This is a genomic window from Microbispora bryophytorum (genome assembly GCF_043197435.1).
In the GTDB taxonomy this organism is placed as follows: domain Bacteria; phylum Actinomycetota; class Actinomycetes; order Streptosporangiales; family Streptosporangiaceae; genus Microbispora; species Microbispora bryophytorum.
This window is the reverse complement of sequence record NZ_JBICTF010000008.1, coordinates 265,162-289,086: the sequence shown is the minus strand read 5'-3', so window position 1 is coordinate 289,086 and position 23,925 is coordinate 265,162. Positions and strand designations below refer to the sequence as shown.

Annotated in this window: 18 protein-coding genes; 9 read left to right on the top strand and 9 right to left on the bottom strand. The window is 72.9% G+C overall.

The genetic code is table 11. The features are described from left to right. Positions 1 to 130: 130 nt before the first annotated feature. Together ACGFIB_RS27245 and ACGFIB_RS27240 are read left to right on the top strand one after the other, a co-directional pair. Positions 131 to 1,216 (top strand): ThiF family adenylyltransferase, encoded by a 1,086-nt coding sequence (locus ACGFIB_RS27245; protein WP_393375973.1) that lies wholly within the window; start codon positions 131 to 133, stop codon positions 1,214 to 1,216. A gap of 174 nt (positions 1,217 to 1,390) precedes the next feature. Further along, a complete protein-coding gene (locus ACGFIB_RS27240) occupies positions 1,391 to 2,734 on the top strand; it encodes an ABC1 kinase family protein (RefSeq protein ID WP_142571389.1) in 1,344 nt (447 codons plus the stop codon). Between the two features lie 40 nt (positions 2,735 to 2,774). On the opposite strand, the gene ACGFIB_RS27235 is transcribed toward ACGFIB_RS27240, so the two are convergent. The 5 genes from ACGFIB_RS27235 to ACGFIB_RS27215 form a co-directional block, all read right to left on the bottom strand. Beyond that, positions 2,775 to 3,167, bottom strand: a complete 393-nt coding sequence (locus ACGFIB_RS27235; protein ID WP_393375970.1) for a hypothetical protein — start codon at positions 3,165 to 3,167, stop codon at positions 2,775 to 2,777. A gap of 528 nt (positions 3,168 to 3,695) precedes the next feature. Beyond that, positions 3,696 to 3,959: a WhiB family transcriptional regulator gene (locus tag ACGFIB_RS27230; RefSeq protein ID WP_030507395.1), complete on the bottom strand. Its 264-nt coding sequence runs from the start codon at positions 3,957 to 3,959 to the stop codon at positions 3,696 to 3,698. Between the two features lie 121 nt (positions 3,960 to 4,080). Beyond that, positions 4,081 to 4,365: a hypothetical protein gene (locus ACGFIB_RS27225; protein WP_142571387.1), complete on the bottom strand. Its 285-nt coding sequence runs from the start codon at positions 4,363 to 4,365 to the stop codon at positions 4,081 to 4,083. Between the two features lie 121 nt (positions 4,366 to 4,486). Continuing rightward, complete coding sequence (locus tag ACGFIB_RS27220; protein ID WP_142571386.1) at positions 4,487 to 5,383, bottom strand: acyl-CoA thioesterase; 897 nt, start codon at positions 5,381 to 5,383, stop codon at positions 4,487 to 4,489. A gap of 24 nt (positions 5,384 to 5,407) precedes the next feature. Beyond that, positions 5,408 to 7,504 (bottom strand): ATP-dependent DNA helicase UvrD2, encoded by a 2,097-nt coding sequence (locus tag ACGFIB_RS27215; protein WP_357023577.1) that lies wholly within the window; start codon positions 7,502 to 7,504, stop codon positions 5,408 to 5,410. Between the two features lie 105 nt (positions 7,505 to 7,609). On the opposite strand from ACGFIB_RS27215, the gene ACGFIB_RS27210 reads away from it, so the two are divergent. Both ACGFIB_RS27210 and ACGFIB_RS27205 read left to right on the top strand, forming a co-directional pair. Further along, complete coding sequence (locus ACGFIB_RS27210) at positions 7,610 to 8,599, top strand: alpha/beta hydrolase (RefSeq protein ID WP_393375967.1); 990 nt, start codon at positions 7,610 to 7,612, stop codon at positions 8,597 to 8,599. A 76-nt stretch (positions 8,600 to 8,675) separates the two neighbouring features. Then, positions 8,676 to 8,915: a mycoredoxin gene (locus ACGFIB_RS27205; RefSeq protein ID WP_142571384.1), complete on the top strand. Its 240-nt coding sequence runs from the start codon at positions 8,676 to 8,678 to the stop codon at positions 8,913 to 8,915. Position 8,916: 1 nt separating this feature from the next. Here ACGFIB_RS27205 and nudC read toward each other — a convergent pair whose 3' ends face one another. Then, positions 8,917 to 9,837: an NAD(+) diphosphatase gene (gene nudC, locus ACGFIB_RS27200; RefSeq protein WP_393375964.1), complete on the bottom strand. Its 921-nt coding sequence runs from the start codon at positions 9,835 to 9,837 to the stop codon at positions 8,917 to 8,919. Between the two features lie 123 nt (positions 9,838 to 9,960). Here nudC and ACGFIB_RS27195 point away from each other — a divergent pair, with 123 nt between their 5' ends. The 4 genes from ACGFIB_RS27195 to ACGFIB_RS27180 are packed head-to-tail and all read left to right on the top strand — an operon-like array spanning position 9,961 to position 15,472. Beyond that, entirely contained in the window at positions 9,961 to 11,139 is a 1,179-nt protein-coding gene (locus ACGFIB_RS27195) for an ATP-grasp domain-containing protein (protein WP_393375962.1), read from the top strand. Continuing rightward, a complete protein-coding gene (locus ACGFIB_RS27190) occupies positions 11,124 to 12,755 on the top strand; it encodes an IucA/IucC family protein (RefSeq protein ID WP_357250051.1) in 1,632 nt (543 codons plus the stop codon). The genes ACGFIB_RS27195 and ACGFIB_RS27190 overlap by 16 nt, the downstream gene beginning before the upstream one ends. A gap of 3 nt (positions 12,756 to 12,758) precedes the next feature. Further along, entirely contained in the window at positions 12,759 to 14,381 is a 1,623-nt protein-coding gene (locus ACGFIB_RS27185; RefSeq protein WP_393375959.1) for an IucA/IucC family protein, read from the top strand. Continuing rightward, positions 14,378 to 15,472 (top strand): type III PLP-dependent enzyme domain-containing protein, encoded by a 1,095-nt coding sequence (locus ACGFIB_RS27180; protein ID WP_393375957.1) that lies wholly within the window; start codon positions 14,378 to 14,380, stop codon positions 15,470 to 15,472. Before ACGFIB_RS27185 ends, ACGFIB_RS27180 begins: the two co-directional genes overlap by 4 nt. 4 nt (positions 15,473 to 15,476) lie before the next feature. Here ACGFIB_RS27180 and ACGFIB_RS27175 read toward each other — a convergent pair whose 3' ends face one another. Further along, a complete protein-coding gene (locus tag ACGFIB_RS27175) occupies positions 15,477 to 16,391 on the bottom strand; it encodes a hypothetical protein (protein WP_393375954.1) in 915 nt (304 codons plus the stop codon). 268 nt (positions 16,392 to 16,659) lie between these two features. Here ACGFIB_RS27175 and ACGFIB_RS27170 point away from each other — a divergent pair, with 268 nt between their 5' ends. Then, complete coding sequence (locus tag ACGFIB_RS27170; protein ID WP_393375951.1) at positions 16,660 to 17,397, top strand: Uma2 family endonuclease; 738 nt, start codon at positions 16,660 to 16,662, stop codon at positions 17,395 to 17,397. On the opposite strand, the gene ACGFIB_RS27165 is transcribed toward ACGFIB_RS27170, so the two are convergent. Further along, positions 17,372 to 20,629: an ATP-dependent helicase gene (locus tag ACGFIB_RS27165; RefSeq protein WP_393375948.1), complete on the bottom strand. Its 3,258-nt coding sequence runs from the start codon at positions 20,627 to 20,629 to the stop codon at positions 17,372 to 17,374. The two genes, ACGFIB_RS27170 and ACGFIB_RS27165, sit on opposite strands and share 26 nt — an antisense overlap. Beyond that, positions 20,623 to 23,898: an ATP-dependent helicase gene (locus tag ACGFIB_RS27160; RefSeq protein WP_357264773.1), complete on the bottom strand. Its 3,276-nt coding sequence runs from the start codon at positions 23,896 to 23,898 to the stop codon at positions 20,623 to 20,625. The genes ACGFIB_RS27165 and ACGFIB_RS27160 overlap by 7 nt, the downstream gene beginning before the upstream one ends. Between the last annotated feature and the right edge of the window lie 27 nt (positions 23,899 to 23,925).

Genomic DNA, 23,925 nt, shown 5'->3' with positions numbered 1-23,925 from the left:
AACGTGACCTTGCGGGCGTGAAAACTACGGGGTTGCGGATATTCACCGACCACGATCACCCCGGTAATTATCCACAGCCCCGCTGGTTCCGACGCCGGGCATTCCCTGCGTATGGCAAGGTCTGGCCATTATGAGACCTCGCCTCAAGCCCGTGCTGCGCCGGGTCGAACGAGACGGCCGCACGCTGCAGTTCGGCGTCCATCCGCTGCGGGCCGTCGTGCTCACCGGCGTCGAGCCGCCCGTACGCCGCCTGATCGACGGCCTGGACGGCACCCGCACCCTCGGGCAGGCGGTGGCCGGCAGCGGTCTCGACGAGGCCTCCGCCCGGGAGGTGGTCGCCCGGCTCGCCGCGCACGGCCTCATCGAGGACGCCGCGGTCCGGCCGGAACCCCTCGCCGATCTGCCGATGGCCGAGCGCGACCGCCTCCGCCCCGATCTGGACAGGCTGTCGCTGACCTCCGCCGACGGCGGCATGGGCGCCCTGTCGGCGCGCAGGACGGCCAGGGTCCGCGTGTACGGCGCCGGCCGGGTCGGCGCCCGGATAGTCACCCTGCTCGCCGCGGCCGGGGTGGGCCACATCTGCGTGGTCGATCCCGGCACGGCCACCGCGGGCGACGTGGCCCCCGGCGGGCTCGGCCGCGCGGAGGCCGGGATGACCCGCGAGGAGGCCGCCGTGCTCGCGGCCCGGCGGATCTTCCCCGCCGTCAACGCCTGGCCCGGACGGGCCGCCTCCCGCCTGTCCGACGGCGGGCTGCGCCCCGACCTCGTGATCCTCGCGCCCGCCGACCCCCTCGACGCAACGCTGGTCCACGAGATCGTCGCCGAGGGCGTTGCGCACCTGCTGGTCTGCGCCTTCGAGGGACACGGCTCGGTGGGGCCCTTCGTGGTCCCGGGGTTCACCCCCTGCCTGCGCTGCCTCGATCTCACCCGCCGCGACCGGGACCCTTCCTGGCCACTCGTGGGCGCCCGGCTCGGGGGTTATCCGGCGGGCGAGATCGCCTGCGACGTGGTGCTGTCCTGCCTGGTCGCCGCGCAGGCGGCCGGTCAGGCTCTGGCCTACCTCGACGAGGGACGCGTGCCCGACGGCCTGCTGGAAGTGTCGCCCGGATGGCGCTGGCGGCACCGGGCCTGCACGCCGCATCCCGACTGCGGCTGCGTCCGGAGCGACCCGATCGGCGCCGCGGTCGCGCCGCGCGCTCCCGGTCAGGCGGCGTGACCCTGCCTCGCGATCACGCCTCTCAGCGGCGGACGCTCCCGTCGCAGCGGTGGCCGTGTGACCAATCTCATAGACGGCCTATTCCCCCGGAGGGCTCGCCACCGCCGGAGCCCGAGCGGTCACCCGATCGGAAATTGTGGTCGAAAGCACCCTTCATCGCCGACAATGGGTGATGTGAGTGACCTTCCCCACCGTGCCGTGACCCGCTCGGCAAAGCTCGCGACACTCCCTCTCGGGTTCGCCGGCCGCACCGCGCTCGGACTGGGCAGGCGAATCGGTGGCGCCTCCGCGGAGCTCGTCGCCCAGGAGATCCAGCAGCGCACGGCCGACCAGGTCTTCAAGGTGCTCGGCGAGCTCAAGGGCGGGGCCATGAAGCTCGGGCAGGCCCTGTCGATCTTCGAAGCCGCGCTGCCGCCCGAGATCGCCGGGCCGTACCGGGCGACGCTGACCCGCCTGCAGGACGCCGCGCCGCCGCTTCCGGCCGCCACCGTCCACCGGGTCCTGACCGAGCAGCTGGGCGACGACTGGCGGGAGAACTTCCTGGAGTTCGACGACCGGCCGAGCGCCGCGGCGTCCATCGGGCAGGTGCACCGCGCCGTGTGGCACGACGGCCGCCCGGTCGCCGTGAAGATCCAGTATCCGGGGGCGGGCAAGGCCCTGATCTCCGACTTCAACCAGCTCGCGCGGCTCGGCAAGCTCTTCGGCGCGCTGCTGCCCGGTCTGGACATCAAGTCAGTGCTGGCGGAGCTGAAGGAGCGGGTGTCCGAGGAACTCGACTACCTCAAGGAGGCCGAGGCCCAGCACGCGTTCGCCGAGGAGTTCCGCGACGACCCGGACTTCCACGTGCCCGCCGTGATCGCGGCCAACGAGCAGATCCTCGTCTCCGAGTGGATGACGGGCACCCCGCTCTCCAGGATCATCGCCGACGGCACGCAGGAGGAGCGCAACCACGCCGGCCTGCTGCTCGTCCGCTTCCTGTTCTGCTCCCCGGCCCGGGTCGGGATGCTGCACGCCGACCCCCACCCCGGCAACTTCTGGCTGACGGAGGACGGGCGGCTCGGCGTGCTGGACTTCGGGGCGGTCAACCGCATGCCCGACGGCTACCCCGTCGCCTTCGGCAGGCTCACGCGCATCTTCAACCAGGGCGACATGGACGCGGTCGTGCGCGGGCTGCGCGCGGAGGGGTTCATCCGCCCGCACATCGAGGTCGACGTCGACGCCCTGCGGGCCTTCCTCGCGCCGTACGTCGAGCCGACCCGGGTCGAGGAGTTCGCCTTCAGCAGGGAGTGGCTGCGGGAGCAGGCGGCGACCGTGGCCGATCTGCGGCCGAACAACGTGGTCCGCCAGCTCAACCTGCCCGCGTCGTACGTGCTGGTCCACCGCGTGCACGCGGCCGGCGTCGGCGTGCTGTGCCAGCTCGGCGCCACCGCCCGCTTCCGCGACGAGGCGGTGCGCTGGGTTCCCGGCTTCGCCGACGAGACGGGCGAGTCGGAAGACAGCGCGCTCGCCCTGACCTGAGCCGGCCCGCCGCGAGCTGCCGGCGGGCTATCGGCGGGGGCTACCGGCCGCCGCCCCTGCTCTCGACCGTCCGGAGATTCTGGTTGATGACGCAGCGGTTGATCCCTCTCTTGCAGTTGCCGTTGAGGGTGTTGGTGAAGACGCTGACGCTCGACACCTGCTGGACGCCCACGAACGTGACGGCGCTGTTGGCCGCGGGGGCGTTCACGTTGCGCCGGCCCGCCGATATCTGCTTGGGCGGGCTTTTGATCGTGGGCGAGTTCGAGGTGTTGGTGCCCCCGGTGACCTGGGTCGCTCCGCCGCCGTGCCCGTTGCCATGACCGCTGCCATGGCGGGCCACCCGGAACGCCCCGGGAATCGCCGCGGCCTCGGCCCCCGGCACGACCGAACCCCACAGTCCGATGACGAGCGCGGTGACGGCGAGCCGTCGCACAGCCGCCACGAGATCAAGCGCGCCTGACGCCCGGTCGCCCATCCAAGTCCCACCCACCGCTCGCGCATCGCTTCAGCGCCGCCCGTGGCCCGCAAACCCCGGCGGCGCCCGGCTCATACCCCGTGATCCTCTCCGGCTCCCGCGACAGGCGATCTTCTGTGCGTTCGGTGATCTCCTTTTTACGAGCACAGCCATACGAGACCGGCCACACGAGAACGGCCTTCACGAGAACGGCCGAAGGCCCGGGCCGTTCACCGGCCCGGGCCTTCGTCATCGGATCACACCATTGGTGGCGCGTCAGGCTCGCGTCACATTCGCGCCAGCGCGGAAGTCAGCCGCCGGGACGCGCGCTCGGCCTGCCGGCGTGCCCTCTGCACGCTCCTGATCCGGCCGGCCAGCCGCTCCTCAGCCGCCTCTCGGTGGAGGGTTCGTATTCGCTCATGCGCCAGTTCTTGATGCAGATACAGGGCGGTGATCGGGGAGATGCTCATCTGGATCGGTTCCTTCCGGAATTGCTGTGGTTGCTGGTCAGGCAGCGACGGGGGACTTGCGCGGGCGCCCGCGGGGGCGCTTGCGGGGCACGACGACCCCCCGCAGGATGAGCTCCCCGCCCCAGACGCCCCACGGCTCCTCGCGCTCCAGCGCGCGGGCCAGGCAGGCCTTCTGGATCGGGCAGCCGCCGCAGAGCGCCTTGGCGAACTCCACGTCCTCGGGGGACTCGGCGAACCACAGGTCGGGCTCGGTACGGCAGGGGATCTCGGCTTCGATCAGGTCCATGACCGGGGCCGCCATCTGCGTCACCTCTTCGAATGGATTGGTCTGGGTGTCCTCGTTGCGGGGTGTGGATTCGTGGCCGACAAACAAGAAGGCCGCGGATCCTGGTGTGGATCCGCGGCCTGGAGGTGGAGACCGGTCAGGGTATGACTGGTTCTCTCCAGGCGTGGTGCGGACCCTGCGCACCGCCGCGAGCGGCGGTGCGGATCTGCTCATCACTCATCGGCCGGTTCACATAAACCGGGCGGTGAGCGGGGTTGCCGTGGCGGGCCGTACGGGCGAGCACGCCGAAGGCGGCCGAGCCCGCGACTCCGGTGACCAGAGCCTGGGCAGGAGCGGCCTCGTCACGCCGCAGTTTCCGCGTCGGCGTGACAGTGGCGGCCGGGCATGCGGAGGCGAGCCACAGCGTGCGGGACGTCGTCATGTTCCTCACTGGACTCACCTCCATCTCAATTCGCTCGCGCCGGACCCGAGCGTCCGGCTGACTTGTCCAAGACCCTAAACCGCCGCAGCAGGGCGGGCAACCTATTTTCTACCTGCGATTTTCACGACTTCGTGACATCGGGATGCAACGCGGGCGACACCCGGATGAGGCACTCCTGGACCACGGAAACGACGAGTTCGCCGGCGGCGGTGAACATCTGCCCGCGGGCCAGCCCGCGCGCCTCCCCCGACCAGGGCGACTCCTGGGCGTACAGCAGCCATTCGTCGGCCCGGAAGGGCCGGTGGAACCACATCGCGTGGTCCAGCGACGCGCCGGACACCGCCGAGGACCCCCAGGCGAGCCCGTGGGCCAGCAGCACGGTGTCCACCAGCGTGAAGTCGCTGGCGTAGGCCGCGAGCACGACGTGCAGCAGCGGGTCGTCGGGCAGGTCGGCGTCGTACCGGAACCAGACGTTGTTCTCGGGGGTGACTAGGGCGGGGTCGTGGGCGGCCTCCCACGTCAGCGCGTTCACATATCGCGCGTCCACCGGGCGCGGCTTGGCCAGCAGCTCGCGCCAGCCCGGCTCCTCGCCCACGACGTCGAACATCCGCTCCTGGAAGGTCGGCAGGGTCTCGGGGTCCGGCACCCGCGGCATGCGCGCGGCCTGGTGGCTCACCCCCGGCTCCTGGACGTGGAACGACGCCGACATCGAGAAGATCGCCTTGCCGTGCTGGATGGCCGTGATGCGCCGGGTGGTGAACGACCGCCCGTCGCGCACCCGATCGACGTTGTAGACGATCGGGACGGCCGGGTCCCCCGGCCGGATGAAGTAGGCGTGCAGCGAGTGGACCATGCGGTCGGACGGCACCGTACGGCCGGCCGCCACGAGCGCCTGCGCCGCCACCTGGCCGCCGAAGACCCGCTGGAAGCGCTCCTCCGGGCTGCGCCCCCGGAAGATGTCGAGCTCGATCGGTTCGAGGTCGAGCAGGTCCAGCAGCTCCTTCAGGGCCGAGTTCACGGGGGCCTCCAGCGCACGCGGATATTACTCGTCGGTAACACTATCGGCGCCGCGGCAGAGCTCGATGACCACGTCGCCGTACCGCTCAAGTTTGACGCGTCCGATTCCCGCGATCGCGAGCAGGGCCTCCTCGGAGGTGGGCACCCGCTCGGCGATGGCCTGGAGGGTGACGTCCGTGAAGACGACGTACGCCGGCACCTTCGCCTCCTTCGCCGCCGTCGTGCGCCACGCCTTGAGCCGTTCGAGCAGGGCCTCGTCGTAGTCCGCCGGGCAGGTCGCGCAGCGGCCCAGCTTCTGCTCGGCCGCGGCCGAGAGCGTCTTGCCGCAGATCCGGCAGTGCAGCGGCACCGCCGACCGCTTCGCCCGCCCGCCCGCGCCTCCCGGCCGCTCGGCCCGGGCCGCGCTCGCCGTACGCGGAGACAGCCCGTCGAGGAAGCGCGACGGCCTGCGGGCACGGCGGCCTCCCGGCGAGCGTGCGAGCGCCCACGACATGTGCAGGTGCTCGCGGGCCCGGGTGATCCCGACGTACAGCAGCCGCCGCTCCTCCTCGACCTGGTCCGGCGTCTCCGCGTAGACGATCGGGACCATGCCGTCGGTGAGGCCGACGAGGAAGACGGCGTCCCATTCCAGGCCCTTGGCGGCGTGCAGGGAGGCGAGCGTCACGCCCTCGACCGGCGGCGCGTGCTGCTCCATCGCCCTGCGCTCCAGCTCGCCGACGAACCTCGGCAGGTCGGCGCCCTCGGTCGCCATGTCCTCGGCCAGATCGGCGAGCGCCTTGAGCGACTCCCACTTCTCCCTGGCCTTGCCGCCTCCGGGCGGCTCGGCGGTGAGCCCGATGCCCGAGAGGATCGCGTGCACGGCGGGCGCGAGCGGCTCGTCGGCCGACGAGCGGGCCGCGCCGCGCAGCAGCACCACGGCCTGGCGCACCTCGGGGCGCTCGAAGAACCGCTCCGCCCCGCGCAGCAGGTAGGGCACGCCGGCGTCGGTGAACGCCTGCTCGTACGCCTCCGACTGGGCGTTGATGCGGAACAGCACCGCGATCTCGCGGGTGGGCACGCCGTCCGCCATGAGCTTCTTGACCGTGAGCGCGACGCCGAGCGCCTCGGCCTGCTCGTCGTCGTACTCGGTGAAGACCGGCTCGGGTCCGTCGGGTCGCTGGGCGGTCAGTTCCAGCCGGTGGGGCGAGCGCGCCATGACGCGGTTGGCCAGCGTGACCACCTGCGGGGTCGAGCGGTAGTCGCGCACCAGCCGGATCACGGCCGCCGAGGGATGCTCGACGGCGAAGTTGGTCAGGTAGTGGGGCGTCGCGCCGGTGAAGGAGTAGATGGTCTGGTTGGGGTCGCCCACCACGCACACGTCGTCGCGCCCGCCCAGCCAGGTGTCGAGCAGCAGCTTCTGCAGCGGGTTGACGTCCTGGAACTCGTCGACCACGAAGTAGCGGTACTGCTGGCGGATCTGCCCCGCGACCTCCTGGTGCTCGGTCATCACGGCCGCCGTGAGCTCCAGGATCGTCTCGAAGTCGATCAGGTTGCGCTGGCGGCGCAGGCTCTCGTACCCCTCGTACAGCCGCGCCACCTCCTCGGGCGCGATCGGCGGGGTGCGGCGGGCCTTGACCGCCGCGGCGGGGTAGTCCTCCGGGCCGATCTGGGTGACCTTCGCCCACTCGATCTCGCTCGCGACGTCGCGCAGCTCACCGCGGTCGGGGTTCCTGCGCAGGCGCCTGGCCGCCTCCACGAGCAGCGGCAGCTTCGACTCGACCACCTGCGGCGGGTCGCCGCCGATCACTCGCGGCCAGAAGTAGCTGAGCTGGCGCAGGGCCGCCGCGTGGAACGTGCGGGCCTGCACGCCGGGCGCCCCGAGACCGCGCAGCCGCTGCTTCAGCTCGGCCGCCGCGCGGGTCGTGAAGGTCACGGCGAGCACACCCTGCGGCTCGACCACCCCGGTCTGCACAGCGTACGCGATGCGGTGCGTGATGGCGCGGGTCTTGCCGGTCCCCGCCCCGGCGAGCACGCACACCGGTCCGCGCACCGCCTGGGCGACCTCGCGCTGCTCGGGATCCAGACCGTCGAGGACGTCCAAGGAACGGCTCCCAACATGCGTTGCGGACGTTGTTACTGGCATCATCCTTCCAGCAGCCGACCGGGCGTGTCCCGGCGACCGGTCGGCGCACGACGCGACATCGGGGAGGAACACGCCGTGGCCACCGCGGTCCGAACTGCTTTAGGCATGGGCGCCGCCGCCCTCACCGCCCTCATGATCGCCCCGCCGGACGCCCAGGCGGCCGTCTCGGCGGGCGCCCCCGTCCACCGCCCCTCCGCTTCTCCTGCGCCGTCCGCGGCCCCCTCGGCCGCGCCCTCGGCCTCGTCCCCGGCCTCCGCGAGGACGTCGCCCCCGCCGTCGTCTCCGGCCTCGCCCTCGCCGTCCCTCACGCCGTCCGACGCGCGGATCCGCACCTACGCGTACGGCTCGCACGCGCGCCAGACCATGGACGTGTGGTGGCACACCGCCGGACCGCGGCGCCCGGCCGTCTTCGTCATCCACGGCGGCTGGTGGTCGGCGGGCGACAAGAAGGACATGACGTCGATCAGCCGCGGCTACTTCCAGCTCGGCTACACCGTCGTGAACCTCGACTACCGGCTGACGGGCGATGCGGCCTGGCCGGCGCAGCGCACCGACGTGCTGTCCGCCGTCAGCGCCCTGCGCAGGCACGCGGCGTTCTTCCACACCGACCCCAACCGCTACGTCCTGGTCGGGTTCTCCGCCGGCGGCCATCTCGCCGCCGCCGTCGGCGCCTACGGCGACGGCCGGCCGGGGCTGCGCGGCGTCGTCGGGATCTCCCCGCCCGTCTCGCCGCTGTCGGCGTTCGCGGACGGCAGCGCGTTCGGCAGCAAGGAACAGCAGAAACTGCGCAAGGCGGCCATCAAGCTGGCCGGCGGCTGCACGCCCGCCAAGTGCCCGCGCATCTGGTCGAGCATGGAGGTGCCGTTCCACGCCTCGGCCGGCGATCCGCCGATGCTCGCCCTCCACTCCTCCGAGGAGTTCGTCCCGCCGTACCAGAGCGAGATGCTCGCGGAGTCGCTGGCGAGCGTCGGGGTCCGGATGACCGTCAGGACGATGGCCGGCACCCAGCACAGCTCCTCGCTGTACCGGGAGCCGGGAGTCACCGAGACCGTCCAGGCCTGGATCACCGCCCGGCTGGGGCGCGTCGCCGAATAGCCGGGAACACGCGGGGCGTTCGCGATGTTGCCATGACTGCTCTCGGCAACAGTGATGCGCACGGAAGGGACGACAGATGGCGCTGACGGTTTACACCACGAGTTGGTGCGGCCCCTGCAAGCGGCTGAAGAGCCAGCTCACCCGGGAGGGCATCGTCTTCAGCGAGGTCGACATCGAGCGCCACCCGGACGCCGCGGATTTCGTCGCGAGCGTGAACAACGGCAACCAGGTAGTCCCCACCGTGGTCGCCGACTGCCACACCATGACCAACCCCTCGGTCGCCGAGGTGAGGCGGCACCTCGAAGGCGCCTGCTGACTCACCAGCCGGTGTCGGGGATCGGCGCTCCGTACCAGGTCTCGATCAGCCGCCGGGCGATCGAGACCTGGCCGGGCAGCACCAGGTCACCCGAGCGCACCTGGGCCTCCAGCTCCTCCCGGGACAGCCAGCGCGCCTCGGCGATCTCCTCCAGGTCGGGACGCAGGTCGGTGGTGACGGCGCGGGCGAAGAAGCCGAGCATCAGGCTGCGCGGGAACGGCCACGGCTGGCTGCCGAGATACCGCGGCGCGGCGACGGCGACGCCCACCTCCTCCAGGACCTCGCGGACCACCGCGTGCTCCAGCGACTCCCCCGGCTCGACGAACCCGGCGAGCACCGACATACGGCCCGGCGGCCACTCCGGGCCGCGCGCGAGCAGGATCCGGCCCTCGTCGTCGTGCACCAGCATGATCACCGCGGGGTCGACCCGCGGGAAGTGCTGACTGCCGTCGCGGGGGCACACCCGCGTGTGCCCCGACGCGGTGACATCCGTGGGGCCGCCGCACCTCGGGCAGTACGCGTGACTCGCGTGCCACGCCTCCAGGGCCACCGCGTAGACGAGGAGCCCGGCGTCGCGGTCGTCCAGCAGCACCGCGGCCTCCCGCAGGCCCACCGCGTCCCCGGCGCCCTGGAGGGGCTCGGGCAGCGGGGCGTTGACCGCGAAGTAAGGCACGCCGTCCTCGTCCACGCCCAGCAGGTAACGCGTGCCCTCCGGCGCCTCGGCCGGCGACGTGAGCACCAGGGCCGCGCCGTCGGTGAAGCGGCGCACCAGCGTGCGGCCGTCGTGGATGAGGAAGACTCTCGTCTTCTCCGCCTCCCACGCCTTCCGCAGCCATTCCTCGTCGCCGCGCAGGGCCGCCGATCTGTCGATGGCGCTCCTCGACAGGAGCAGGGGGCCGAGCAGTCCTTCGGGGATTTCCACGCCGTCATCCTTCCACTGCCGCCGCCCCGGCAATCTTCCCGCCCTTGTCCGTGTCCTGGTCAAAAGGTCGACGTCCCCGGCTAGGATGCATTCACTTAGGTTAGCCTTACCTATGGAGGGCCGGTGCGGCTGTACCTCTCCACGCTCAACCCGACCGACTCGGTGACCGGCGGGTTCCTCCCCGCCGCGGCCGCGCTGGGCTGGGACGTGACGATACTCACCGACCAGCCTGATCGGTATCCGGGGTACGACGTCGTGGCGGCGGACGTCCATGACCCCAGGGCGGTGATCGACGCGGTGGCCGCCCACCACCGGCCCGATGTGATCTTCTCCAACTCCGACCACCTCCAGGCCGCCACCGCGCTCGCCGCCGGGTACTTCGGCCTGCCGGGCAAGGACTGGCGGGCCTGTGTCACCGCCAAGAACAAGGCGCTCACCCGCCGCGCCCTCGCCGCCGTCGAACCCGTCAGGTCCGTACGGCTGCCGCCCGGCGGAGGGGTGCCGCAGGGCCTGCCGTACCCGGTCGTGGTCAAGCCCGCGCTGGGTGTGGCCAGCGAGGACGTCGTGCTGGTGGACGGGCAGGACGCGCTGGCCGCCGCCGTCGCGGCGATCAGGGAGCGGCGGCCCGAGGAGGTCTTGGTCGCGGAGGAGTTCCTCGACGGGCCGGTCCGCACGCTGGAGACGCTCGGCGACGGCACCACCCGGGAAGTCGCCGGCGGGTTCGCCACCACGCTCGGCCCGCTGCCGCGCTTCGTGGAGGAGCGCCTGGACTGGCGGCCTCCGGACCCGGACCACCTGGCCCACCTGGGCGCCGCGCTCGACGCGGCAGGGGTCGGCTTCGGGGTGTGCCACACCGAGTATGCCGTCACCCCGGACGGTCCCCGCGTCATCGAGATCAACTATCGGCTGATCGGCGACAACTGCGACTTCCTGCTGGCGGACCTGCTCGGTGTGCCCCTGCACCAGTGGATCCTGCGCGTCCACGCGGGCGAGCCGGTGCCGGTGTTCGACCTGGGCGGCCTTCGCGCGGCGTACGGATCCGTGGTGAGCCTCGTCGCCGAGCGGTCCGGCACGGTCACCGCCGCGCCGCCGGACCTGTCCCCACCGGACCCGTCCCCCGCGGAGCCGGCGGGCGGCGTGCGGCTGTGGCACCGGGCACTGCGCCGGATCGGAGATCATGTCGAGGTGACGGGCACCAACCGCGACTATCTCGGCCTGCTCCGCGCCGTCGGCCCGGACGCCGCCGTCGTCGACGCCGCGGTCGACACCTTCAGGAAGGAGCACCCTTGGGTGCTCGCATGATCCCTGCGCGCGACCACCGGGGGGCGACGGGCGGGGAGCACTACCTGGCCGCGCGGGTGCTGAACGCCCTGCTGCGGGAGGACTACGCCGGGATCTCCGCCAGGGTCACCCACGACAAGGACGGGGTCGCGATCGTCCTCGCCTCGGGGCGGCGGGTCGGGCTCGCCGCGGGCCACCCGTTCCAGGACTTCGCCACGGCCCCGCACGAGCGTCCGCGCCTGGCGGAGGTGCTGGAGACGCTGGAGGCCGTCGCCCACCCCGCCGACGCCGAGGGGGTCGCCGCCTTCGAGCGGGAGTGCCACGAGACGCTCGCGGCCCTGGAGGCCCACCACCGGATGCGCGGCGAGGTGGCGCGGCGGCTCCGCGGGCGCCACGGCCTGATCCGCTACGAGTCGCTGGCGGCCGCGGTGGACCATCCGCTCTATCCGACGGCCAGGTGCCGCCTCGGGGTCTCCCCCGCCGATCTGGCGGCCTACGCCCCGGAGTTCGCCCCCGAGTTCCGCATGCGGTGGGCCGCGGCGCCGCGCGAGCGGGTGACGCTCTCCCGTCCTGATCTCCCGGGGTGGTGGCCCGCGCCCGGCGACGTCGGGCTGCCGCCCGGTCTCGCCCGCACCCACGTGCTCTTCCCCGTCCACCCGCTCACGGAGCCGCAGGTGGCCGGGCTGCCCGGGCTGGTCGCGGGTCCGCAGCCGTACGCGACCGTGCGGCCGACCCTGTCGACCCGGACGGTGGAGGTCCGCGAACGCGTCCATCTCAAGGTGCCGCTCCCGGTCAGCACACTGGGCCTGCGCAACCGCCGGTCGATCAAACCGGGCACGTTGCGGGACGGAGCGCTGGCCGAGTCGCTGCTGCGCGAGATCCTGGCGCGCGAGCCCGGCCTGCGCGTCCGCCTCGCCGACGAGCAGACCTTCGGGCACGCGGAGCACGAGTACCTGGGCTGGCTCGTCCGCGACCTGCCCGAAGGGGAGATCGTGCCGGTCGCCGCCCTGCTCGCGCCGCTCGCCCCGCCGCCGGAGGGGGGCTCCGGCGGACGGCTCGTCCTGCACGAGGTGGCCGACCGCCACCACGGCGGCGACGCGGAGGCGTTGCTGCGCGACTACCTCTCGGCGCTGCTCGCGTGGAACGTCACGCTGTTCGTCCGGTACGGCGTCGCGCTGGAGGCCCACCAGCAGAACCTCGCGCTGGTGTTCGGCGACGGGCCAATGCGGCTGCTGGTCAAGGACAACGACGGGCTGCTGGCCTCGCCCCGGCGGCTGCACGCGGCGGGGATCGAGACGCCCGGCTTCGGCGACGAGCGCATGCTGACCGACGACCCCTACGCGCTCGCCGACGTCTTCGTGACGATCACCCTGCATCTGGCCGCCATGGCCGTGGCCCACGGCGCGCTGCCCGGCACCGCCGCCACGCTCGTCGGACGGGCTCTGACGGCCGCGCTCGAACCGTACGGGGACGACCCGATGGCCCGGCTGCTGCGGGCCCGCACGCTGGAGGCCGCCCGTCTCACCGGCAAGTCGATGGTCGTGGCCGGGACGCTCGTGGCCAAGGACCGCACCGGGGCCCGGGACGTCAACAAATTCTACGGCACGACCGGCCCCAACTACCTGAGGGGTGCCTGAGCCATGGACCGTCTGCTCCTCGACTCGCACGCCCCTGACCGGCACGCGGCCCCGGCCGAGGAGGCGGCGCTCGGAGCGCTGTTGCGCTGCTGGCTGCGCGAGGTCGGCGGTCCCCGTGGGCACGTGCACGCCGCCGGGCCGCACCTGACGCTCCGCGTGGCCGGGACGCCGGTGCGCGTCCGCGTCAGCGGCGGCATCGCGCTGCGCTTCGACGGCCCGCCCGAGCATCTGATGGACGGGCGGTGGCGGACCCTCGGACTGCCTTCGCTCGTCGCACTGGTGGAGCGGGAGCTGGACGGCGGCAACGAGGAGTTCGCCGCCCAGGTGCGGGCCGGGCAGGAGGCGGTCGCGGCGATCCTGGCCGCCCGCGCGCGAGCCGTACCACCCGCCGATCCATGGCTCGCCTCCGAGCAGGCCCTCGTGGCCGGGCACCCGTTCCACCCCGCTCCCAAGGCACGCTCGGGCGACGGCTGGCTGGACTACGCGCCGGAGGCGCACGCGCGGTTCGCGCCGCGCCTGCTCGGGGTGCGCGCCGACCTGGTGGCCCAGGAGGGCGACACGACGGCGCTCGACGCGTTCGGGGACGCGCCTCCGGGATACGTCCCGCTGCCCGCCCATCCCTGGCAGCTCGACCTACTGGCCGCCGACCTGCGCGGGCCGCTCGCGGACGGGCGGCTGGCCGACCTCGGGACCGGCCCTCGCGCGGTCGTGCCCACGTCCTCGGTCCGGACCGTCTACGACCCCGGCACCGGCATGTGCCTGAAGTTCAGCCTGAACGTGCGGATCACCAACTGCGTGCGCAAGAACGCGTGGTACGAGCTGTCCGGCGCGGTCGAGCTGACCCGGCGGCTCGCTCCCGTCTTCGAGCTGCTGGCCCGCCGCTTCCCCGGCACGCGGTGGCTGCCGGAGCCCGGCTACCGCTCGGCCGCGCTCGGCACCCGGCTGCTGGAAGGGCTCGGGGTGATCGTCCGTACCGGCCCGTGGGCGGTGTGCGGACCGGGGACCACGCCGGTTCTCGCCGGCGCCCTCGCCGCCGGCTCGCAGGGGGTTCCCGAGGCCGTCCTGGCCCGCCGGGCGGCCGACCCCGTGGCGTGGTGGGGGGCGTACGTCGAGCGCGTGGCGTTCCCAGTGCTCGACGCCTTCTTCCGGCACGGGGTCGTGCTCGAAGCGCACGTGCAGAACGTGCTCGTCGGGTTCGACGCCGCCGGGTGGCCGGTCGAGGCGGTCTTCCGCGACCTGGAGGGCACCAAGCTGGTCTCCGGCCGGCACGACCTGGCCGGCGTGCCGGTCGAGGTGGCGGCCCCTCTTTCGTACGACGCCGCGCGGGGCTGGAACCGGGTCGCCTACTGCCTGTTCGTCAACCATCTGGCGGAGGTGGCCGCGACCGTGGCCGGCCCAGCCGGGGGCGTCCTGCGCGCGTTGTGGGCGGTCGCCCGGGAGTCCCTGGAGCGCTACGTCGCGGACCACACCGTCGGCACCGCCGAGCCACTGACGCGGCTGCTGGCCGGGGCGCCGCTGCCGGCCAAGGCCAACCTGGGCGTGCGCTGGGCGAAGGCCGCCGACCGGGCCGCCGGATACGTCCCCGTCCCGAACCCGCTCGGGTTCGCGGAAGGAGAGCACCGATGAGCATCGAGGTCCCGGCGGGTGTCCGGAAGGTCGCCGAGTCTCTGGACGACGTCCCCGCCTACGTCTACGACCTCGCCGGGCTCGACCGCCACGCGGCCGCCGTACGGGCCGCCCTGGCGGGGACGGAGATCTGCTATGCCGTCAAGGCCAACCCCGACCCGGAGGTGCTGCGGGCGCTCGCGCCGCACGTGGACGGCTTCGAGGTCTCCTCCGGCGGCGAGTTCGCCCACGTCAGGGCGGTGCTGCCGGAGGTCGCGCTGAGCTTCGGCGGGCCGGGGAAGACCGAGGCGGAGCTGGCCCTCGCCCCCTCGGCACACCGCTGGCATGTCGAGAGCCCGGCCGAGTTGCGGCGGATGCGCGAAGCCGCGGACGTGCTGCTGCGGGTCAACCTCGACGTGAACGTCACCGGCGCGGCCCTCGCGATGGGCGGCGGCGCCACGCCGTTCGGCATGGACCCCGGCGGGGTCGCCCAGTGCCTGGCCCTGCTCGGGTCCTCACCGGTGCGGCTGCGCGGCGTCCACGCGCACCTCGCGAGCGGCCTGGCCGCCCCCGATCTGCTCACGCTCGCCGAGGCCGTCCTTGCCTACGGCAGGAGCCTCGGGCTGCGCGAGTTCAACCTGGGCGGCGGCATGGCCGTCTCCTACACCCGCCCGGACGAACGGTTCGACTGGGCGGCGTACGGCGCGGGCCTGCGGGCGCTGGCCCGGCCGGGCGAGACGCTGCGCGTGGAGCCGGGACGCGCCCTGACGGCCTACTGCGGGTGGTATCTCACCACCGTGCTCGACGTGAAGCGCGTCCACGGGGAGCGCTTCGCCGTCCTGTCCGGCGGCACCCACCACCTGCGGACCCCGGTGACGAAGGGACACGACCAGCCGTTCGCCGTGCTGCCGGGGCGCGGGGAGGGAGAGGACGGGCCGGTGACCCTGGTGGGGCGGCTCTGCACGCCCAAGGACGTCTTCGCCCGCCGCGTCACCGCCTCACTCGCCGTCGGCGACGTCGTTGCCTTCGCCATGGCCGGCGCGTACGCCTGGAACATCTCGCACCACGACTTCCTCATGCACCCGAAGCCCGCGTTCCACTACCTGGGGTGACGGGCTACCAGGACAGCGTGAGTCTGCCGTCGAGGACCTTGGCGGAGTTGGCGAGGCGGGCCTGGTTAAGCGACCTGATGACGTCGAGCCGGGCCCGGTTCTGGCCGATGATCCGGTTCTCGGCCTCGACGTACACCTTGCGACGTACGTCGGAGTAGCCGGTCTCCTCCCGGCATCCCGCGTCCGCGACCGCGGTGTCGATCTCGGCCCGCGTGCCGCGCGGCTTGGGGGTGTGGCCGATCGAGTCGTCGTTGACGGTCGCCGCCCAGCGCCGGTCGCCGACGGCGTGGACGGTGCTCCGGTAGTCGAAGCCCTCCGACCGCATGCAGTCGCTCCACTCGCGCTCGGCCGCCGCGATCCGCGGGTCCTTCACGGCGAGGTCGGCCGCGCTGTCGACGTAACGCGGGACCTCGTCGTCGTCGAACCTCTTGCCGGCATCGGCCGGGGTCACGCCCCCCGCTCCCCGGTTCAGCAGGGCGTCCGCCTTGGCCATACAGCCTCCGGGCGGCACCGTACGCCCGTGGTACCGCCGGACCTTCCCGTACAGCACATAGAACTCGTCGTCGGTGACGGAGTACGACGGAATGCCGGTCATCTCATCCGGGTTCCGCCCCTTCCCCAGATATCCGGATTCGGCGGCTTGGCCGGGGTCGAGCCATCCGAGGAGATCGACATTACGCAGGTCGGTCACCGGTTCGACGGCGGGAAACCGGAAATCGAGCCCCACATGGCGCATGCATTCCTCCATCAGCATGAACCGGGCGCGTATCACCTGGGCGCGATCCTTCACCCCGAGACTGTAGGCGTCGAGAGGGAGCGTGAGATCCGGCGGTTCCGGGGGATTCACCGCCGCCGACGCCGAACACCCCGTCACCGCCGCGACGCAGAACGCCGCCATCGTCATTCGCACAACCGACATAGGCCATTAATAGCCGATCATGGACCGGCGCGTCGGCGAAAGAAACAATCGCCCTCTCGGGAAAAGTCAGATACCACAGCAGGACATTTGCGGCGGGTACGTCGCCCATGACTGATTTATGGAGCCGGTTTTCCTTCACCTGGTAGGGCTTTCCTTCACCTCGTTCTCTCTTTCGACGAATTTCCCTCCCCTCACTCCCCTGTTACTTTCCGTGGCGACCCGGAAACCTTCCGTACCATCACATGGAGGAGCAGGAGAGGATGGCGCCATGGCCCTCACGAAGCCGACCAAACGCGGCAGGCACGATCGCCCTGTCCAGCGCACGCAGGACGACCCCGTCCCCGGCGATCTCGTCTCCGACGAGCACGAGCCCCCAGAGGCGGGAAAGCCCGAAGAGCCCCAGGAGCTTTCTGACGAGGTGCTGCACCTGTGCGTGCAACTCAACGCCTCCGGTTATCGGGCGGAAATTCGTCTCGGGCAGGTCGTCGTGACGCCGCCCGCGGGAAGGGAGAGCACATACATCGTCGACAGGCTCTCCAATCTGCTGATCCCGCTGAAACTGGCGAACGGCTGGCGGTTCCACCAGACCTGGGGGGTGCACATCCCGCCGTATCAGGATCTTCGACTGCCCGATCTCCTGGTCGCCCCCGACGAGGTCGAGCAGTTCGACGACATGCGCATGCGCGGGCGCTGCGCCCTGCTCGTGGTTGAGGTGTGCTCGCCCGGGACGTACAAGGTCGACTGGCGGGAGAAGCCGCTCGACTACGCGCGGGCGGGCGTACCGCTCTATCTGATCGTGGACCCCGTGGCGTCTCCGCGCAGAGTGACGCTGATGAGCGATCCCCTCGCCGACCTGGAGCCCTTCGACTACCACCGGCAGGCGTACCGGCAGATCGTCACCGCCGAAGAGGGCGAGTTCCTGGAACTACCCGAACCATTCGGGATCAAGATCGAGACGAGCGTGCTCTTCGACCAGGTGGTCAGTCCTCCGGAACCCGCTGAATGAACGCGGTGAGGCCATCCGCGTCGAGGAGGTCCACGGGGCGGACGGTCTCGTTCGAGCGAACGTAGTGGAAGGCCGCGCCGACCCTCTCCAGCGGCACCCCGGCCAGTGCGGCCCAGGCCACCCGGTAGGCCGCGAGCTGCACCGACGCGGTCTCGGCGGCCCTGCCCTGCGGCCGTTCACCGGTCTTCCAGTCGATCACCACGTAGCCGTCGCCCTCGCGGAAGACCGCGTCCATCCGGCCGCGCAGCAGGCGGTCGCCGATCATGGTCTCGAACGGGATCTCCAGGTCGACCGGCTCACGCCCGGCCCACTCGCTCTCCTCGAACCGCTCCTGCAACTCGGCGAGCTGGACCTCCGTCTCCGACAGCTCGTCGGCGGCGCCGGGCAGCTCCAGGTCGTCGATCAGGCGCTGCTGGCCCCAGCGCGACTCCAGCCAGCGGTGGAAGGTGGTGCCCCTTCGGGCCAGCGGCGCGGGCCTGCGCGGCACCGGCCGGCGCACCTGCCGAGCGAACGCCGCGGGGTCCTGTGCCAGCGTGACCAGTGACGACACCGACAGCCGCGACGGCAGCTCCACGACCGCCCCGGCCCGCCGGCGGTTCGTCTCCCGCTCGCGCAGCAGCAGGTCCGTGTCGCGCGCCCAGGCCCGCATCCGCTCCAGCTCCCAGTCCCGGACAAGCGCGTGGTCGCCGGCCGCCGCGGGCGGGGCGTCGCCCATCATCGCCTCCTCGACGAGGCGGGCGCCGTCGAGGATCGCGTCGTTCACCGTGACGGACGGCCAGTCGGCCACCGGCGGCTCGGCGAGCAGCGGATTGTCCGAGCTGTCCGGATCCTCGGCCCACCGCACGACCCGGGCGCCCGCCTCGCGGATCTCCCGCAGGAATTCCGACGGCTCCAGCGGCCGGGACGAGGTGCCCCAGCGGTAGCCGGAGGCGATCAGCAGGTAGTGCGCCCTCGTGACGGCGACGTACGCCAGCCGCCGCTCCTCCGTCAGGTCGCGGTCGCGGCAGCGCTCGTCGAAGGCGCCCAGCGCCTCCCGGTCCAGCCCGGCCAGCTCGGGCAGGTCCGCGCTGTCCCCCCGCAGCGGGTACGGCAGCTTGCGCGGGTTCTCCGTCCACCGCGAGTTGGTGACCGGAGTCGCGGGGAACATGCTGCCTATGATCAGCCCGCCCTTCTGGGAGGTGAGCTGCGACAGGCCCGGCACCACCACGACCGGCCACTCCAGTCCCTTGGACGCGTGGACGGTCATCAGCTTGACGGTGTTGCTGTCGCCGACCCGCCCGGCCTCCAGCCCGAACTCCTCGCTCTCCGCCGCCTTCAGGTACGCCAGGAACGCGCCGAGCGTCGGATCCTCCGAGTCTCCGGCGAACCGGGAGGCGGCGTCGAGGAAGGCGTCGAGGTCGGCTCGGGCGGCCAGCGGGCTGCCTCCCCTGGCGGCGACCTCCACGTCGAGGCCGAGCCGGCGTTCGATCTCGCTGATCAGGTCGGGCAGCGGCTGCCCGGCGTGGGCGCGCAGCTGGCGCAGCTCGCGGGCGGCGGCGGGCAGCCGCAGCCGCGCGAGCGGGGAGAACCGCTCCAGCCAGTCGGGCCGGTCGGGTAGCTCGTCGAGCGCGTCGATCAGGCTGCCGCGCTCCTCGGCGAGATCGGCGACGACCTGGTCGAGCGGGTCCTCCGGGCGCGAACCTCCCCTGGCCGCCCTGATCTCCTTGTTGAGCTCCCGGGCCAGGTCGCCGAGCACCTTCAGGTCGGCGGGGCCGATCCGCCGGCGCGGCCCGGCGAGCAGCCGGACCAGCGCGTCCCCCGCGGTCGGGTCGTACAGGGCCCGCAGGGTCGCCACGATGTCGGCCACCTCGGGCACGGTGAGCAGCCCGCCGAGGCCCACGACCTCCACGGGGACCCCCCGGGCCTCCAGGGCCCGGCGCAGGGCCGGGAACTGCGACCGCTTGCGGGCGAGGATCGCGACGTCCTGCGGCTGCAGGGCGGGGCCGCGCTTGGTCCGCTCGCCCTCGCCCCAGGGCAGGCCGTCCGGGGCGTCCTCGCCGTGCAGCATTCCGGCCAGGCCCTCGGCGATCCACTCCGCCTCGTCCTCGGCCGTCTCGTGGAAGGCGCACAGCACCCGCCCCCGGCCCGCCCGGTTGCCACCCGGCACCAGCACCGGCACCTCACGGGCCTCCCGGCGCAGGGGCACCTGGATCCGGGCCGCGACGGCGAGCACGTGCTCGCCGTTGCGGAAGCTGACCGACAGCCGCCGCACCTGCGCGGGGTCTGCGGACGCCGCCGGGAAGTCGCCCGGGAACCGGGACAGGTTGCCCGCCGACGCGCCGCGCCAGCCGTAGATCGACTGGCAGGGGTCGCCGACCGCGGTGACCGGGTGGCCCCCGCCGTACAGCGAACGCAGCAGCACGAGCTGGGCGTGGCTGGTGTCCTGATACTCGTCGAGCAGCACGACCGAGAACCGGGCCCGCTCGGACGCGCCGACCTCCGGATGCCGCGAGGCGATCCGCGCGGCCAGCGCCATCTGGTCGCCGTAGTCGATGACCTCCCGGCCGCGCTTGAGCCGTTCGTACGCCTCGACCATCGGCAGCAGTTGCTCACGGATGGCCTGGGTCTCCACCGGCTTTCGTTGGTCCTTGACGATGCGCCCGGTGAGCGAGGCCAGGCGCTCGCGCAGCCAGTCGCCGACCTCGCGGACGTCCGCCGGCTCGCGCAGGTGCTCGGCCAGCTCCCCGGCCAGGTCCAGCACGGCGGCGGTGACGCTGGGCGGGGACAGGTCCACCCGGTCCATCGGCCCGTCGTACTGGCCGACCACCCGGGCCGCCATCTGCCAGGCGACGGCGGGCGTGACCAGCCGCATGGTGGGCTCCAGCCCCTCGCGCAGCGCGTGGTCGGTCACCAGCCGCGCGGCGTAGGCGTGATAGGTGGAGACCGTCGGCTCCGAGTCGAGCAGCTCCGGCTCGACCAGCCCGGCCTCCGCCAACCCGGCCAGCCGGCGGCGCACCCGCTCGGCCAGCTCGGCGGCGGCCTTGCGGGTGAAGGTGAGGCCGAGGATCTGCTCGGGCCTGGCCAGGCCGTTGGCGACCAGCCAGACCACCCGCCCGGCCATCGTCTCGCTCTTGCCGGATCCGGCCCCCGCCACCACCACCATCGGCTCCAGCGGCGCCTCGATGACGGCCGCCTGCTCGGGGGTGGGCGGAAGGATCCCGAGCCGGCCCGCCAGCTCATCCGGCGTCAGCACACCTGTCCTCCGTTGTCGTTCACCGGGCAGGCGATCTTGGCGGCACAGGTGCGGCAGCCGTCGTTGACCGTGGCGACGAACACGCCCGCGGACATGCCGGTCGCCACCGTCTTGACCAGATCCTCCGCCCAGTCGGGCTCGGAATCGTCGCCGAGCGCCCGCTGCGCCTGCTCCCTGGCGTCGGCCGACTGGCCCGCCGCCTTACCCAGGTGCAGCAGGGACGCACCGCCCGGTTGGATGAGGCCGTGCCGCTCGAACGCCCCGAGCGTCGTGGCGAGCTGGTACACCCCGAGCTGTGGATGCCGGTCGATCTCGGTGTCCTTGGGCCTGCCGCTGCCGGTCTTGATGTCGATGATCACGGCCCGGCCCGCCTCGTCCCGCTCGACCCGGTCCACCCGGCCGGTGATCTGGATGTCGTGCCCCGGCACCCGTACGGTGAACGCCTCCTCCACCGCGACCAGGTCACGCGGTTTGTCCTTCTGCCAGCGGACGAACTTGTCGACCATCTGCTCGGCGACGCGGCGCTGCTTGCGGTTGAACCACAGGCCGCCGAAGTCGAACTGGTCCCAGATGTCGTCGAGCCGCTCGACGTAGTCGGTGCCGTCCTCGGTCGCCATCGCGGCGATCGCGTGGACGACCGTGCCGAGGCTCTGGGTGACGTTCGACGTCCCGGCCCCGACCGCGTTCTCCAGCATCCAGCGCAGCCCGCATTTGGTGAAACTCTCCACCGACGACGGCGAGATCTGCACGATGTCGTCGGGCCAGCCGAGCGGCCGGTCGTCGGAGATCGGGGTCAGCGCGTACCACTCTCCGGGGTTGGCGCCGGGCACCCCGGCCCGGGCCAGCCTGGCGAGGTGCGCGGCGGCCTCGCGGCGCAGCGCCTCGGGCCTGCTCGTGTCGCACACGGCCGCGCGCAGGTCCGCGACCAGCGCGGACATGCTGAGCCACCGCGCCCGGTCGTCCACGGTCGCCGCCCCCACGCCGCCGGGCAGCAGCTCGGTGAGGAACCGGGAGGGCCGCTCGTCGGTGTCCTCGCCGCCGACGGCGGTGACGACGAGCTTCCTGCGGGCGCGGGTGGCCGCGACGTAGAACAACCGCCGCTCCTCGGCGAGGAGCTTGGACGCCAGCGCGGCCGTCGCGGCCTGCGTGGTGTCCAGCGCCGAGCCGCCCGCGAACTCCACTCCGCCCGCCAGGTCCACCAGCGCCTCGGTGCCGAGGAGCGAGCCGCGCAGGCGCAGGTCGGGCCACAGGCCCTCCTGAACGCCGGCGACCACCACCACGTCCCATTCCAGGCCCTTGGACCGGTGCGCGGTCAGGATCCGTACGGCGTCGCCCTCGGGGGCGGACTCGGCCAGCGAGTCGCCGGCGATCTCCTGGGAGGTCAGGTCGTCGAGGAACACCGCGACCCCGGCCTTGGGCAGCCGATCGGTGAAGCGGGCCACGTGGTCGAACAGGGCGACGACGGCGTCGAGGTCGCGGTCGGCCTGGGCACCCCGGGCCCCGCCCGCGAGGCTGGCCTCCGTCCAGCGCTCCGCGAGCCCGCTGGCCTGCCAGATCTCCCACAGCGTCTCCTCGGCGCCCTGGCCGTGCCGTACGGCCTCGCTGGCGGTCGCGATGAGCCGCGCGAGGCGTTCGGCCGACGCCGCGACATGCGGCTCGACGCCGCCCAGCTCCCGGGCGTCGCGCAGCGCCGCGACCAGCAGCTCGTCCGACGAGCGCGGGGTGAAGGGCAGCGCCGGCCGGCCGGCCTCCTCCGCGGCGGCGGCCTCAGCGGCGACCGCCTCGTGCTCGGCGATCCGCAGGGCGCGGCGCAGCCGGCGCACGCCGATCATGTCGGTGCCGCCGAGCGGCCCGGTCAGCAGCTCCTCGGCGGTCGCCACGTCGAGCGTGGCGGCCGTGGCCGCGATCCGCAGCAGCGTGATCAGCGGCCGGACGCCGGGCTCCTGCACCAGCGGGAGCTCGTCGCCCGCGACCACGACGGGGACCCCCGCGGTGACCAGCGCCCGCCGCAGCAGCGGCACGTGCCGGACGGCGCTGCGCACCAGCACCGCCATGCGCGACCACGGCACCCCGTCGAGCAGGTGCGCCCGGCGCAGCGTGTCGGCCACCACCGCGGCCTCCTGGGTGGCGCTGTCGGCCAGCAGGACCTTCACCTCGCCGGGATCGGCCTCCCCGACCGGGATCAGGTCGCGGTGGCCGCCGGTCCTGTTGTCGTGCCTGTTGTCGTGCCTGTACTCGTGCCTGCTTACCGGGCCCGGCACGGCCGGCAGGCGGTAGGCGACGCGCCGGGAGGCCTCCAGCAGGGCCGGCCCGCTGCGGCGGCACACCCGCAGCGCGACCACCGGGGCGTCCCGCCCGTCCCGGGTCGGGAACCGCTCGGGGAACCGCAGGATGCCCTGCACGTCGGCGCCGCGGAAGCCGTAGATGGACTGGTCGGGGTCGCCGACGGCGATCAGGTCGCGGCCGTCTCCGGCGAGCTGCCGGAGCAGGAACTCCTGCGCCGGGTCGGTGTCCTGGTATTCGTCGACGAGCACCAGGTCGTAGGCGTCCCGCTCACGCCGCCGCACCTCGCCGTCGGCCAGCAGGCCGGCCGCCTCGCGGATCAGCTCCGAGTAGTCCAGCGCGGGCACCGGATCGAGGTCGAACCGGTCCTGGTAGCGGTAGGAGAACAGCCCTGCGGCCTCCCAGTCGGGCCTGCCGTGCTCGCGGCCCAGCTGCACCAGCGCGTCGCCGTACAGGCCGCGCTCGGCCGCACGCGACAGGAAGTCGCGCAGCTCTTCAGCGAACCCCCGGGTCTTGAGCAGCTCGCGCATGTCCGGAGGCCAGTGCCGCGCGCCGTCCTCCAGCTCGCCGTGCAACAGCCGCCGGACCTCCAGCAGCTGCTCGGGACCGGTGAGCAGGCGCGGCGGCGGCTCACCGGCCAGCACCGCCTCACGGCGCAGCAGCGCGTACGCGTAGCTGTGGAAGGTGAGCGCCAGCGGAGTCCTGGTGGTCCTGCGCATCCGGGCGGTGATCCGCTCGCGCAGCTCACCGGCCGCCTTGCGGCTGAAGGTGAGGACGAGCACCCGCTCGGGGTCAACGCCGCGGCGCTCGACCCGGTCGACGACGGTCTCCACGATCGTGGTCGTCTTGCCCGTGCCCGGCCCGGCGAGCACGAGCAGGGGCCCGCTCTCGTGCTCGACGACGGCACGCTGATGTTCGTCCAGCACGGGAGCCGCGCGATGCCCCACGCCCCCGCGACGCACCAGCCGGTAGTTCTGACCACTCACAACACAGCATTCCACCAGATCACCGAG

Coding starts and splice junctions, on each gene's coding strand:
- ACGFIB_RS27245 (WP_393375973.1), top strand. CDS start 131: ATGAGACCTCGCCTCAAGCCCGTGCTGCGCCGGGTCGAACGAGACGGC.
- ACGFIB_RS27230 (WP_030507395.1), bottom strand. CDS start 3,959: ATGGCGGCCCCGGTCATGGACCTGATCGAAGCCGAGATCCCCTGCCGT.
- ACGFIB_RS27225 (WP_142571387.1), bottom strand. CDS start 4,365: ATGACGACGTCCCGCACGCTGTGGCTCGCCTCCGCATGCCCGGCCGCC.
- ACGFIB_RS27215 (WP_357023577.1), bottom strand. CDS start 7,504: ATGCCAGTAACAACGTCCGCAACGCATGTTGGGAGCCGTTCCTTGGAC.
- ACGFIB_RS27210 (WP_393375967.1), top strand. CDS start 7,610: ATGGGCGCCGCCGCCCTCACCGCCCTCATGATCGCCCCGCCGGACGCC.
- ACGFIB_RS27205 (WP_142571384.1), top strand. CDS start 8,676: ATGGCGCTGACGGTTTACACCACGAGTTGGTGCGGCCCCTGCAAGCGG.
- ACGFIB_RS27185 (WP_393375959.1), top strand. CDS start 12,759: ATGGACCGTCTGCTCCTCGACTCGCACGCCCCTGACCGGCACGCGGCC.
- ACGFIB_RS27180 (WP_393375957.1), top strand. CDS start 14,378: ATGAGCATCGAGGTCCCGGCGGGTGTCCGGAAGGTCGCCGAGTCTCTG.
- ACGFIB_RS27175 (WP_393375954.1), bottom strand. CDS start 16,391: ATGTCGGTTGTGCGAATGACGATGGCGGCGTTCTGCGTCGCGGCGGTG.
- ACGFIB_RS27170 (WP_393375951.1), top strand. CDS start 16,660: ATGGCCCTCACGAAGCCGACCAAACGCGGCAGGCACGATCGCCCTGTC.